Annotated in this window: 11 protein-coding genes and 1 tRNA gene; 1 reads left to right on the forward strand and 11 read right to left on the reverse strand. The window is 68.0% G+C overall.

The genetic code is table 11. The features are described from left to right. Window positions 1-2: 2 nt before the first annotated feature. From V8201_RS07445 to V8201_RS07475, 7 genes are all read right to left on the reverse strand, one after another. Window positions 3-2,822 (reverse strand): TonB-dependent receptor, encoded by a 2,820-nt coding sequence (locus V8201_RS07445; RefSeq protein ID WP_271300616.1) that lies wholly within the window; start codon window positions 2,820-2,822, stop codon window positions 3-5. Between the two features lie 402 nt (window positions 2,823-3,224). Further along, window positions 3,225-3,300: transfer RNA gene (locus V8201_RS07450), tRNA-Lys, on the reverse strand. Between the two features lie 116 nt (window positions 3,301-3,416). Next, entirely contained in the window at window positions 3,417-4,526 is a 1,110-nt protein-coding gene (rodA, locus tag V8201_RS07455) for a rod shape-determining protein RodA (protein ID WP_037531046.1), read from the reverse strand. After that, window positions 4,523-6,628, reverse strand: coding sequence for a penicillin-binding protein 2 (mrdA, locus tag V8201_RS07460; protein ID WP_037531144.1), 2,106 nt, complete (start codon window positions 6,626-6,628; stop codon window positions 4,523-4,525). Before mrdA ends, rodA begins: the two co-directional genes overlap by 4 nt. After that, window positions 6,628-7,152, reverse strand: coding sequence for a rod shape-determining protein MreD (gene mreD / locus V8201_RS07465; RefSeq protein WP_336544877.1), 525 nt, complete (start codon window positions 7,150-7,152; stop codon window positions 6,628-6,630). Before mreD ends, mrdA begins: the two co-directional genes overlap by 1 nt. A 20-nt stretch (window positions 7,153-7,172) precedes the next feature. Continuing rightward, window positions 7,173-8,075 carry a rod shape-determining protein MreC gene (locus V8201_RS07470; RefSeq protein WP_037531052.1) on the reverse strand — a complete coding sequence of 301 codons (903 nt, stop codon included), beginning with the start codon at window positions 8,073-8,075 and terminating at the stop codon, window positions 7,173-7,175. Window positions 8,076-8,116: 41 nt separating this feature from the next. Beyond that, a complete protein-coding gene (locus V8201_RS07475) occupies window positions 8,117-9,157 on the reverse strand; it encodes a rod shape-determining protein (protein ID WP_037531054.1) in 1,041 nt (346 codons plus the stop codon). A gap of 141 nt (window positions 9,158-9,298) precedes the next feature. On the opposite strand from V8201_RS07475, the gene mutL reads away from it, so the two are divergent. Then, the gene (gene mutL, locus V8201_RS07480) at window positions 9,299-11,119 is read left to right on the forward strand and encodes a DNA mismatch repair endonuclease MutL (RefSeq protein ID WP_336544878.1); all 1,821 of its coding nucleotides are present in this window, start codon (window positions 9,299-9,301) and stop codon (window positions 11,117-11,119) included. Here mutL and V8201_RS07485 read toward each other — a convergent pair. The 4 genes from V8201_RS07485 to rpsF all read right to left on the reverse strand — a co-directional run bounded on the left by V8201_RS07485 (window position 11,028) and on the right by rpsF (window position 12,901). Next, the gene (locus V8201_RS07485) at window positions 11,028-11,495 is read right to left on the reverse strand and encodes an STAS/SEC14 domain-containing protein (protein ID WP_152542068.1); all 468 of its coding nucleotides are present in this window, start codon (window positions 11,493-11,495) and stop codon (window positions 11,028-11,030) included. The genes mutL and V8201_RS07485 overlap by 92 nt on opposite strands. Before the next feature lie 138 nt (window positions 11,496-11,633). Then, window positions 11,634-12,233 carry a 50S ribosomal protein L9 gene (rplI, locus tag V8201_RS07490; protein WP_336544879.1) on the reverse strand — a complete coding sequence of 200 codons (600 nt, stop codon included), beginning with the start codon at window positions 12,231-12,233 and terminating at the stop codon, window positions 11,634-11,636. 12 nt (window positions 12,234-12,245) lie between these two features. After that, window positions 12,246-12,470, reverse strand: coding sequence for a 30S ribosomal protein S18 (gene rpsR, locus V8201_RS07495; RefSeq protein ID WP_007403456.1), 225 nt, complete (start codon window positions 12,468-12,470; stop codon window positions 12,246-12,248). Continuing rightward, window positions 12,470-12,901, reverse strand: a complete 432-nt coding sequence (rpsF, locus tag V8201_RS07500; protein ID WP_037531064.1) for a 30S ribosomal protein S6 — start codon at window positions 12,899-12,901, stop codon at window positions 12,470-12,472. The genes rpsR and rpsF overlap by 1 nt, the downstream gene beginning before the upstream one ends. Window positions 12,902-12,915 lie beyond the last annotated feature (14 nt).

Here is a 12,915-nt window from a genome sequence, read left to right on the forward strand (position 1 = left end):
CATCAGAAGGTGATCCGCGCCACCCCGGCGATCTGCCGGTCGCTCATGATCGCATCCCGCGGACGGGTGGTGATGCCGTAATAGGTCCGCCGCACCGTGTTGGTCAGGTTGGTGCCGTTGAGCGTCAGCGACATATGCGGCGTGACGTTGACGGTGATCGAGGCATCGAGCTGCCCCGACGGCCGCTGGAAGATCGGCAGGTTGCCGGTGCCATTGGCCGAGGTCGTCACCAGATATTTGCTGCGCCAGTTATACGCGGCACGGGCCGAGATCAGGCCGTGTTCGTAGATGCCGATCAGATTGTAGTTATACTTTGACAGGCCCTCCAGCGACAGCTGCGTCACCGGGCCCTGACTGGCCGGGCTCGGCGCCTGGGAATCGACATAGGTCGCATTGGCCTGGATGCCGAGGCCGCTCAGCGCCCCCGGCAGGAAGTCGAAGAACTGCTGATAGGCGATTTCCGCGCCCTTGACCTTCGCCTTGCTGGCATTGTCGTAGGTGGTGACGTCATAGACCGCGGTCACGCCATCGGTGAACGTCACCGTACGCGGCGTAATCACCGTCTGGATGTAGTTGGAGATGTTCTTGTAGAAGCCGGCGACCGACAGCGAGCCGGTGCGCGCGAAATACCATTCGATCGAGGCATCGAGATTGCTCGACTTCATCGGCTTCAGATAGGGATTGCCGGTCGAGGTGGTGTGCTGCTGATCGATCTGCGCGGTACCCGGCTCGGTGATGGTCAGCGTCGGGTTGAGCTGGTTGAAGTCGGGGCGCGAGATGTTCTTCGAGGCGGCGAGCCGCAGCTGCAACCGCTCGGTGAGATGCGCACGCAGATTGAGGCTCGGCAGCACCGACGTGTAATCGTTCGACTGGCTGACCGGCGTGAAGGTCGGCGCCGCGGTCGACTGGGTGCCGTCGGGCGCGGTGATCAGGTCGATCTGCTGGTAATTGCCGGCGACCGCCACCTTGGTGCGGACGACGCGCACGCCGACATTGCCGTCGATCGGCACCGGCAGCGTATCCGCCTTGAAGAAGGCGGCGATATAGCCGGTATAGGTCTTCTGCGTCTCGCTGTTGGTGCCGCTCGGCAGATAGGGCGGCGTCGTCGTCACGCCGAGCGTGGCGCGCGTCGCGTCATAGTCGAGCACGGTCGGCAAGGCGAAGGCCTGGATATCCCCAAACAGATTGGCACTGCCGCGGAAGAAGTCGCCGAGGTCGACGTAGCGCAGATTGCCCGCCGCGCCGGTCAGGCCGGTATAGCGATAGCCGGTGTCGTTGGTCCGGTTGGCGCGATCGGCATAGCGGATGCCCGCCTTGACCGAGCGGAGGAAGCCGCCGTCGAAGCGATATTCGCCGTCGAGCCGCCCGACCGTGTCGGTGCCCTTCGAATTGTTGAGGTCGTCGAGGTAGAAGCCGTAATTGTAGGTCGCCGGATTGGCGAGGCCGGCGGCCGAGGTGATCTGGAACGACGGAATGGCGCCACTGATATCCTGCGTCAGCGTCGTCGCGGTGCCGCTCAGCCCGACGATCGAGTTGAGGTTGTTGGTCTTCGAATCGACATATTGGAAATCGCCGGTGATCGTCAGCCGGTCGGTCGGCTTCCACTTGCCGTTGAGCGAATAGTCGGTGGTGACGGAGTGGCGCGCGCCGATCGACGTGTTGTTGCCAATCGGCACGTCGACGAAGGTGCCGCTCTGGAAATCGCCGTTCGGCGCATAGGTGAAGGGCGCGCCAGCGAGCGGCGTGATAGCGACGCCGCTGGTGTAGGCGAAGTAGCTGTAGCCGTAGCTGCGGAGCTTGTAGTCGTTGCGGAAATATTCGCCGGTGAATTCGAGCGTGTCGGTCGGCCGCCATTGCAGCGACACGTCGACGCCGAAGCGGCGGCGGTCGCCCGGCACCTCACCGATGCCGGTGCCGTGCGGCAGCGTCGTGGTCTGCCCGGTCCGGCCGAGCGTCGCCAGCGTCGCGGCGTCGCCCGCATTGGTCGGGTCGAGCGTGTAGAAGGGCTCGGTCGAGATCGTGTCCTGACGGAAGGCGGTCTTCTGATAGGAGGCGCTGGCGAGGATGCCGATCTCGCCGATGCCGGTCTGCCAGCGATCGCTGAGCAGCAGCGATGCCGCCGGCTGGCTGCGACGTGCCAGATCATAATAGGTGTTGGTCACCGAGGCCGACGCCTTGGCGCCATCGAAGTCGAACGGCTTGCGGGTCCGGAAATTGATCGTGCCGCTGAGCTGGTCCTCGATCAGATCCGCCGACGGGTTCTTGTAGACGTCGATACCGGCGAGCAATTCGGAGGGCACATCCTCCAGGCTGAGCGAGTTGCTCGAGCCGCTGGCGGTGAAGATGTCGCGGCCGTTGAGCTCGGTACGGACCTGGGTGAGGCCGCGGATCGCGACCGTGCTGCCCTCGCCGAAGGCGCGCTGGATCTGGATGCCGGAGATGCGCTGCAACGCCTCGGCGATGTTCCGGTCCGGCAGCTTGCCGATATCCTCGGCGACGATCGAATCGACGATCTGCGTGGCGTTGCGCTTGATGTTCTGCGCCGACTGGAGGCTGGCGCGGACGCCGGTGACGACGATGTCGTCGGCTGCGGACGGCGTGCCGGGCGCGGTGTCGACCGCCTGTCCCTGATCGCCGCTCGGCGCGGTGGCGCCGCTGGTCTCCTGCGCCTGCACGGCCTGCGCGGCCTGCGCCGGCGGGCTCGCCTCGGGCGCGGTCTGCGCCTGCGCGGTGGCGCTCGCCAGCGTCATCGCCAGCAGCGACACGGTCGCATGAAAGCCGCCCATCCGGGGGAGGCGGTTGGGGACAATCGAACCAATCATCAGTCTCTCTCCAGCCGAACCGGCTGCACTGTTACGCGTGCAGCCGACCAAGGGCGTCCGGCTCTGCGCGCCGTGATCGTCCCGGTCGGCCGCCTACTCCCGGAAGACGCTGATGCATATGTCAGACATGCAATCACCAGCGAATTTCTTGGTGCACTGGTAAAAATGTCGCAAAGCGTCCCGATCGGCCTGATCCACGTAGGGGCGCAGGGGCTGAGAGCATTCGTGCGCTCGATCCTCCAGCGGCACGCGCGCGTGAACACGACGGAGGATGGCTTCAGATCGCGCCAGGCGGGCGCGAGGGGCGGGCTTATGCGCGACAAATCCACCGGCGACCGATTGCACGATCGCACACAACATCGCCTCTCGGGGGAGGGATAGTCGCTAATCTGGAAGGGGGGGTGGTGGACGCACTTGGGCTCGAACCAAGGACCCGCTGATTAAGAGTCAGCTGCTCTACCAACTGAGCTATGCGTCCACATGACCTGGCCTGTTTTGGCGCTTTGGAGAGGCGCCGGCCCCGTCGGGAGGCGGCCAATTAGCAGTCGTGCCGCAGGATGCAAACCCTTTTTCGCAGCCGCAGCGATTTTTCTCTCAGCGGCGCGACACGCGGCGATTGGTGCGGTCGATCGACATCAGGATGCCTAGGCACAGCAGCACCGTCATCTGCGCCGAACTGCCGAAGCTGACGAGGGGGAGGGGGATGCCGACCACCGGCGCTAGGCCCATGACCATCGCCAGATTGATCGCGACGTAGAAGAAGATCGTCGTCGCCAGCCCCGCCGCGGTCAGCCGGGCGAAGCGCGTCGTCGCCTGCTGGCCAACGTTGACGCCCCAGCGCACCACCAGGATGAAGGCGAGGATCAGCAGGCAGCCGCCGACCAGCCCCCATTCCTCCGCCATCGTCGCGAAGACGAAGTCGGTATGGCCCTCGGGCAGATAGTCGAGGTGGCTCTGCGTCCCGTTGAGGAAGCCCTTGCCCCACAGGCCGCCGGAGCCGATCGCGATCTTCGACTGGCTGATATGATAGCCGGTGCGCAGCGGATCGCTTTCGGGATCGAGGAAGATCAGCACGCGGTTGCGCTGATAGTCGTGCAGCACGTAGTTGAAGGCGATCGGCGCGGCGACGGCGAGCGCGAGCGCGCCGCCGATGAACAGCCGCATCGGCACGCCGGCAAGGAACATCACGACGACGCCGCCGCCGCAGACCATCAGCGCGGTGCCGAGATCGGGCTGTTTGGCGATCAGCGCCGCGGGTATGCCGATCAGCAGCGCCGCCGGCCAGATCGCGCCGAACCGCCGCGTCTCGTTGGGCGGCAGCATGTCGTAGAAGCGCGCGCAGGCGAGCACGATTACCGGCTTCATGAATTCGGACGGTTGCAGCTTGATGCCGACATCGAGCCAGCGCTGGCTGCCGCCGCGGACCGCACCGACCAGCTCGACCAGCACCAGCGCGATGACGATCACCACATAGGCGGGCAGCGCCGCGCTCTTCCACACCCGCTCGGGAACGTAGGAGATGGCGAGCGCCGCACCGAGCAGCACGAAGAAGCGGATGCCCTGCGACAGCGCCCAGGGCTGGAGCGAGCCGCCGGCGGCGGAATAGAGGACGATCTGGCCGAAGGCACCGATCGCGACGACCAATGCGATGATCCGCCACGGCTGGCGGGCGATCGGGTCGGGGACGATGCGGCTGCGGGTCATGGCTGAGTCCGTCCGCTCGGATCGCTGGCGTCGGCGGGTTCGGCGTCGCCGGTCACGGCGACTGGTGCCATCGCCGCCTGGGTCTGGTTGGCGAGGTCGGTCGCCGCCTCGACCGCGTCCGAATCGCTCGGCACGGTCGCGTCGGTCTTGGTCGCATTGGCGGCGGGCGGCGGCGATTGCGCGGCGCGATAGGCGGCGGCCTGCGCCGCCATCCGCGTGCCGATGTCGCCGCCCCAGGTCGGCTCGACATCGGCGAGCGCCTTCATCGCGCGGTCGCGGTCGAACTGATAGGTCATGATGTCACGCGCGATCATCGGCGTATCGAGATTGCGGACGGTGTGACCATTGTGTTCGAGCACCACCGCGATCGCATATTGCGGATTGTCGTGCGGGGCGAAGCCGACGAACAAAGCGTGGTCGCGCATCTTGAACGGCAATTGGCCGTTCTTGATGACGCCGGTGCTGCGCCGTTCCGCCATGGTGATGCGGCGCACCTGCGCGGTGCCGGTCTTGCCGGCGATCGCCACCCCGGGGACGAGCAGCCGCGCCGCCGCGCCGGTGCCGCCCTGGTTGATCACACCGTACATCGCGTCACGGACGATCGCGAGATGTTCGGACGGGACCGGCAGCGCCGGGGCGTCGAGATGGACGTGACTGGCGAGCAGGCTCGGCTGCAACGCCCGCCCGGACGCGATCCGCGCCGCCATCACGGCGAGCTGCAACGGATTGGCGAGCACATAGCCCTGGCCGATCGAGGCGTTGAGGCCATCGGCGACGGTCCAGGGATGTTTGTACTTGCGCAGCTTCCATTCCGAATCGGGAACGGTGCCGTAGCGCTGCGTCGCCAGCGGCAGGTCGAACTTCTGGCCGAGCCCGACCATCCGCGCCACCGGCGCGATCTTGTCATAGCCCTGGCGGCGGATCATCTCGTAGAAATAGATATCGCAGCTCTGCTCGATCGCGCCCTTGAGGTCGAGCGGACCGTGGCCGCCCTTCTTGTGGCAGTGGAAGATGCCGGTGCCGACGCGCAGCGCACCCGAGCAGACGATCCGGTCGTGCGCGCCCACCCCGGCGGCAAGCAGCGCCAGGCCGTTCATCGGCTTGACCGTCGATCCCGGCGGATAGAGGCCCTGCGTCACCTTGTTCATCAGCGGCACGTGGTCGTCGTCGGACAGCATCTTCCATTCGAGATGGCTGATCCCGTCCGAAAAGCTGTTGGGGTCGTAGGCGGGCATCGACACCATCGCGAGCATCTCGCCCGTCCGGCAGTCGAGCACCACCGCCGACCCCGAATTGGTGCCGAGCCGGCGCGCCGCATATTCCTGCAGACCGGCATCGATCGTCAGCCGCTGCGTCTTGCCCGGCACGTCGGCACGGGTCGGCAGCTCGGCGACGACCTTGCCGCGCGCGGTCACCTCGACGCGCTTGGCCCCGGCGACGCCGCGCAGCAGCGGTTCGAGCTGCTTTTCCAGCCCGTCCTTGCCGAGCTTGAAGCCCGGCGTGACGAGCAGCGGGTCGTGCGTCTTCTTGAACTGTTCGGCATTGGCCGCGCCGACATAGCCGGTGAGGTGGGCGACCGCGGCACCCGCCGGATAGGCGCGCGCGAAGCCGCGCGTCGGCGCGACGCCGGGCAATTCGGGCTGGCGCAGGCTGATCGCGGCGAACCGGTCCCAGCTGATGTTCTCGGCGACCTGCACCGGCTGGAAACCGGCGGCGCCGTCGAGGTCGATCCGGATCCGCTCGACGTCGTCGGGGGTGAGGTCGAGCAGCCGGGCGAGCAGCGCCAGCACGCGGTCGCGTCCGGCGTCGCCGCCCTCGAGCCGGTCGGGGATGATGTCGATGCGGAAATCCGTGCGGTTGTTGGCGATCGGCGCGCCGTGGCGATCGACGATCCAGCCGCGGCGCGGCGGGATCATCGTCAGATTGACGCGATTGCTCTCGGCGAGAAGATTGTACTTCTCGTTCTGCGCGATCGCCAGCCAGCCCATCCGCCCGGCGAGCAGCAGCCCGACGCCGGCCTGCGCGGTGCCGAGCAACCAGGCGCGACGCGAGAAGCTGTACGTCTGCATCGCCTCGGTGACCATCTTGGGCGAGCGGCGCATCATGCCGCATCTCCGCGGCGGCGGTCGATCCAGGCGACGGCGCGGACGGCGAGGGGGAAAAGCATTACCGTAATCACGATCTGCGCCAATAGCACGGGATCGACGTGCGCGCCGAGAGGCAGTGCGATCCAGCGGCCGACGGTCAGGCAAAAGGCGATGGCGCCGGTGGCGATCAGCCAGTCCTGCCAGAAATCGCGGAACACCAGACGCTGTTCGATCAGGTCGATGGCGATAAAGCACAAGGACCAGAGCAGCACCGACGAGCCGAGCGGCTGGCCGCTGACCAGATCGTCGAACAGCCCGAGCGGCGCCGCCGCCCATGGCCGCAGCGCGAACCGGGCGAGCAGCCGCCAGGTGAGCAGCAGCAGCAGCCCGAGCGGCGGCATCAGCGCGAGGCTGGCGACGACGGGCAGGATCGAGGTGACGGCCGAGGCGGCGATGACGCTGATCCATGGCAGCGCGCGCGCCCGGCCGGGCGGCAGCGGCAGTTCGAACGGCCGATAGTCGATCGTGTTGCGGGACATGGCGACGCTTCGCTGTTCGCTTAGCGCGCTGGCGCAGCGGGACTGACCGCCGGCCCGGCACGGGGCGGCAGCGGCGGCGGCATCGGCATGAACGGCCGTTCGACGATGACGAAATCGACCGCGTCGGGCGGCGCATAGGGGGTGGCGACGACGCTGTCCGACCCCGCGCGCTCGACCCGCGCTACGGGCACGCCGGGTGCGTAGAGACCGCCGATCCCCGAGCTGACGAACATGTCGCCGGGCGCGAAGCGCACGTTGGCCGCGCCGACCGAGCGGATGTCGACCCGGCCGTCGCCGCGCCCCGCCGCGATCGCGGGCAGGCCGTCGCGCGTCCGCCGCACCGGCACGAGGCTTTCGGGATCGGTGATCAGCAGCACCCGCGCCGCGATCGGCCCGGATTCGAGCACCCGGCCGACCAGCCCCTCCGGTCCCAGCACCGGCATGCCCGGCGTCACGCCCTGGACGCGGCCGGCGTTGAGCAGGGCGAAGCGGCGGCCGCTCGACGCGGTCGAGGCGACCAGCCGGGCGGTGAGCACCGGCTCCGGCGTGCGGTCGCGCACCCGCAGCAGGCCGCGCAGCCGGCGATTGTCATAGGCGATGACCCGCGCCTTGCTGAGCAAGGCGTCGTGGCGCTTCAGTTCGGCGCGCAATGCCGCATTCTCGCCATGGACGTTGATCCAGGTGCCGATCGCCTGCGGCACGGAGGCGATCGCATCCGTCCCGCTGTCGAGCAGGCTGGCGACGGGGGCGGTGACGCTCGCCACGGCCATCCGCGCGGTGCTGAACGCCGGCGGATTGAAGATCGAGGCGGCGAGCAAAGCGGCGCCGACCACCGCGCCCGCCACCGCGAGCACGTAGCCGAAGAACGCCGAATACTGCCGTCGCCGCGAGAAACCCGTGCGACGGTCGCGGGCAGGCGCCATGCGCCGAAATCCCCCCGTCTCGTGTGGAAACTAAGTCTGTATCAGCCGGTCTGGAGCACGCCGCGGAACATCGGATCCTCCAGCGCGCGCCCGGTGCCGAGCGCGACGCAGGTCAGCGGATCCTCGGCGACGGTGACCGGCAGGCCGGTCTCGTCGCGCAGCACCTCGTCGAGCCCTTCGAGCAGCGCGCCGCCGCCGGTCAGCACGATGCCCTGGTCGACGATGTCGGCGGCGAGTTCGGGCGCGGTATTCTCCAGCGCGACGCGCACGCCCTCGACGATCGTCGCGACCGGCTCGCTCAGTGCCTCGGCGATCTGGCCCTGGTTGATCTGGATCTCCTTGGGCACGCCGTTGACGAGGTCGCGGCCCTTGACGAAGATGATCTTGCCGATGCCGTCGGCGGGGGGGCGGGCGATGCCGACCTCCTGCTTGATCCGCTCGGCGGTCGATTCACCGATCAGCAGATTGTGGTTGCGGCGGACGTAGCTGACGATCGCCTCGTCCATCTTGTCGCCGCCGACGCGGACGCTGGTGGTATAGGCGAGGCCGCGCAGTGACAGCACCGCGACTTCGGTGGTGCCGCCGCCGATGTCGACGACCATACTGCCGATCGGCTCGGTGACGGGCATGTCGGCGCCGATCGCCGCCGCCATCGGCTCCTCGATCAGATAGACCTGGCTGGCGCCGGCGTTGGAGGCGGCGTCGCGGATCGCGCGGCGTTCGACCTTGGTCGAACCCGACGGCACGCAGATCACGATCTCCGGCCAGCGCGCGAACTTGCGCGGGCCGTGCACCTTGCGGATGAAATGCTTGATCATCTCTTCCGCGACGTCGATGTCGGCGATGACGCCGTCGCGCAACGGACGGATCGCCTCGATCGACCCCGGCGTCTTGCCCATCATCAGCTTGGCGTCGTCGCCGACCGCCTTGACCCGGCGCACGCCGTTGATCGTCTCCACCGCGACGACGGACGGCTCGTTGAGCACGATGCCGCGACCCCGGACATAGACCAACGTGTTGGCGGTGCCGAGGTCGATCGCCATGTCATGCGACATGAATTTGAAGAAGCGGGGTAAGGCCATCGGGCGCTAGGTTCCGTATGCGGGACGCGTGTTCGAGACACAGGGTTTCATGAGACCCGCCGCCGACCGTGTGGTCACAGTGTTCATCACGTTCAGCAGAAGGGCTCGCGGGAGGCCGTCGCTTGGTATAGAGGATGCGCGGTGTCAATACGCCGTCTGCCCGAACATCTCGTCAATCGAATTGCTGCCGGTGAAGTGGTGGAAAGGCCCGCCAGCGCGTTGAAGGAACTGGTCGAGAACGCGATCGACGCCGGCGCCACACGGATCGCGATAAGTCTTTCCGAGGGCGGACTTTCGCGCATCGACGTCGCCGACGACGGCTGCGGCATGACGCCGTCCGACATGGCGCTGGCGCTCGAACGGCATGCGACGTCGAAACTTCCCGACAGCCTGCTCGGCGACGATGGCGCGATCGATCGGGTGGCGACGCTCGGCTTCCGCGGCGAGGCGCTGCCGTCGATCGCCAGCGTCGCGCGGCTGACGATCGAGAGTCGAATCGCCGGCGCGGAGGGCTGGGCGCGCACCGTCGACAATGGCGTGCTCGTCCGCGAAGGGCCGGCCGCGCTGCCGCCGGGGACGCGGGTGATCGTCGAGGGGCTGTTCGCCCGGGTGCCGGCGCGGCGCAAGTTCCTGCGCTCGCCGCGCGCGGAATATGCCGCCTGCCTCGATGCGGTGCGGCGGCTGGCGATGGCGCGGTGCGACATCGCCTTCACGCTCGAACATGACGGCCGCCGCGCGCTGGCCGTGACGCTCGCCGAGGAACGGCCGGCGCGCGTCGCCGCGCTGACCGATCGCGCGCTCGCCGACAATGCGGTGCCGGTCGATCTCGAACGGCCGACCGAGGCGGGGGCGCTGGTGCTCGGCGGGGTGGCGAGCATCCCGACCTACAATCGCGGCGTCGCCGACCATCAATATCTGTTCGTCAACGGCCGCCCGGTGCGCGACCGGTTGCTGATGGGGGCGATCCGCGGCGCCTATGCCGAGATGCTGCCGCGTGACCGCCATGCGGTGGTCGCGCTGTTCCTCGACGTGCCGGCGAGCGAAGTCGACGTCAACGTCCACCCCGCCAAGACCGAGGTCCGCTTCCGCGACCCGGCGCTGGTGCGCGGCCTGATCGTCTCCGGCCTGCGCCGCGCGCTCGATGCCGCCGGGCATCGCAGCGTGCAGCGGCCGGCCGAGACGGCGTTGCAGATGTGGCATACCGGCCAGCCCGCCGGCCCGGCCGACGCCGTCCGACCGGATGAGGCGGCCTTCGCCGCCAATCCGGCCCCGGCGCTGGCGGGGCTGGGGCAGGGCGTCCGCGACTATCGGCCGACCTTCTTCACCGCGCCGCCCGCCGCCCGCGCCGAGCCCGCCTGGGCGCCCCCGCCCGAGACGGTGTCGCATCCGCTCGGCGTCGCGCGCGGGCAGGTCGCCAAGACCTATATCGTCGCGGAGGCGGAAGACGGGCTGGTGCTGGTCGATCAGCATGCCGCGCACGAACGCCTCGTGCTCGAACGGATGCGCGCCGCGCTCGCCGGCGGCCGCATCGCGGCGCAGGCGTTGCTGATCCCCGAGGTGGTCGAACTCGATGAGCCGGCCTGCGACCGGCTGACCGCGCGGATCGGCGAGCTCGCCGAACTCGGCCTCGACCTCGAGCGATTCGGGCCGAGCGCGATGCTGGTCCGTGCGACGCCGGCGCTGCTCGGCCAGGCCGACCCGACCGGGCTGGTCACCGATCTGGCCGATGAGCTCGCCGCGTTCGATTCGGCGCTGTCGCTGCGCGAGCGGCTCGATGCGGTGGCGGGGACGATGGCCTGCCACGGTTCGGTGCGCGCCGGCCGCATCCTCGGCGTCGCCGAGATGAACGCGCTGCTCCGCGAGATGGAGGCTACGCCGCATTCGGGGCAGTGCAATCATGGCCGGCCGACATGGGTGAAGCTGGCGCATGGCGATATCGAGCGACTGTTCGGGCGCCGCTGACCGCATCTTCGAACAGCCAGGCCTCGGCGGCGGGGCGATCGTCGAAGAAGGCGACGTTGGCGCGACCCGGTTCGGGCAGGCGCAGGATCTGCTGACGGGCGAGCGAATGGTTGACGACGAAGGCGAGCCGCCGGCTGCGCAACCGCGGATCGCGGACGATCCCGGTAAAGGCGTCGACCACCTCGCGCGTCTGGATGCGCATGCCCGACGCGTCGATCAGGATCAGATGACCGTGGGGTGCGGCAGGGAGCTGTCCGCACGCCTCTTCACAGGCGGCGCGTAACGCGGCGACATCCTCGGTCAGGTAGAAGCCCGCGCAGGTCAGCGTCAGGAGGTGACGAGCGGGTTCGACGGCGATGTTGAATTGCGCTGGCATGGTCACATCCATTATGGACGCAATGTTTCTGCCTCGTTAATCCGATCGTGATCGAGATCAGCTTCGCCCGTCACGGACATGAAAAAGGCCGCCCGGATCGCTCCGGACGGCCTTCTCGATGGGACTGACGAAGGGCGATCAGCCCTGCGCCGGCGCCTCGTCGGCACGGGCGGGCGACTCGGCGGTCGCGCCCGGCTCGGCGTTGGGATCGTAATCCTCGGTGAAGCCGGCTTCGTCACGCTCGAACATCGACGACATGACGTCGACGCCCGATGCCTGCATCTCGGCCTCTTCGGGCGAGCGCGCGACATTGACCTTGACCGCCACGGTGACTTCCGGATGGAGCGCGACGCGCACGTCGTACAGGCCGATCGACTTGATCGGCTTGTCGAGCACGACCTGCGCCTTGGTCACCTTGTGGCCGTCGGCGACCAGCGCCTCGACCAGATCGCGGACCGCGACCGAACCGTATAGCTGGCCGGTGTTCGACGCCTGACGGATCAGCGTGACCGACGCGTCCTTGAACGAGACCGCTTCCTTCTCGGCTTCGCCGCGACGGTTGGCGTTCTCGCTCTCGATGCGGGCGCGGTTCGCCTCGAACACCTTGCGGTTGGCTTCGTTGGCGCGCAGCGCCTTCTTGTTCGGCAGCAGGAAGTTACGGGCGAAACCGTCCTTGACCTTCACCACGTCGCCGATGGCGCCGAGCTTCTCGACGCGCTCAAGCAGAATGACGTCCATTGATCGGACTCCTTACTTAACGACGTAGGGCAGCAGGCCCAGGTGACGGGCACGCTTGATCGCCTGGGCGAGCTCGCGCTGCTTCTTGGCGCTCACCGAGGTGATGCGCGACGGGACGATCTTGCCACGCTCGGACACGAAGCCCTGCAGCAGGCGGACGTCCTTATAGTCGATCCGCGGCGCATCCTTGGCGCTGAACGGGCACGACTTGCGGCGGCGGAAAAACGGACGCGCCATTATGCGGCCTCCTCTTCACGGTCACGACGGGGAGCACGATCGCCACGGTCGCCGCGCGGCGCGCCATCACGGCCGCCCTCGCGATCGCCGCGACGCTCACGGTCACGCTCCTGCTTGCGCATCATCACGGTCGGGCCGTCTTCCAGCGTGTCGACCTTGACGGTCATGTAGCGGATGACGTCTTCGTTGATCTGCGTCTGGCGCTCCAGCTCGGCCACGACATGGCCGGGGGCGTCGATCTCGAGCATGACGTAATGCGCCTTGCGGTTCTTGGCGATGCGATACGCGAGGCTGCGCAGGCCCCAGGTCTCGGTCTTGACGACCTTGCCGCCATTGTCTTCGATGATCTTGGTGGCGGTTTCCGCCAGCGCGTCCACCTGCGCCTGTGCCAGATCCTGGCGCGCAAGGAACGTGTGCTCGTACAGAGCCATGCCTTGTCCTTCGT

This window comes from Sphingomonas kyungheensis (genome assembly GCF_037120395.1).
Classification (GTDB): domain Bacteria; phylum Pseudomonadota; class Alphaproteobacteria; order Sphingomonadales; family Sphingomonadaceae; genus Sphingomonas; species Sphingomonas kyungheensis.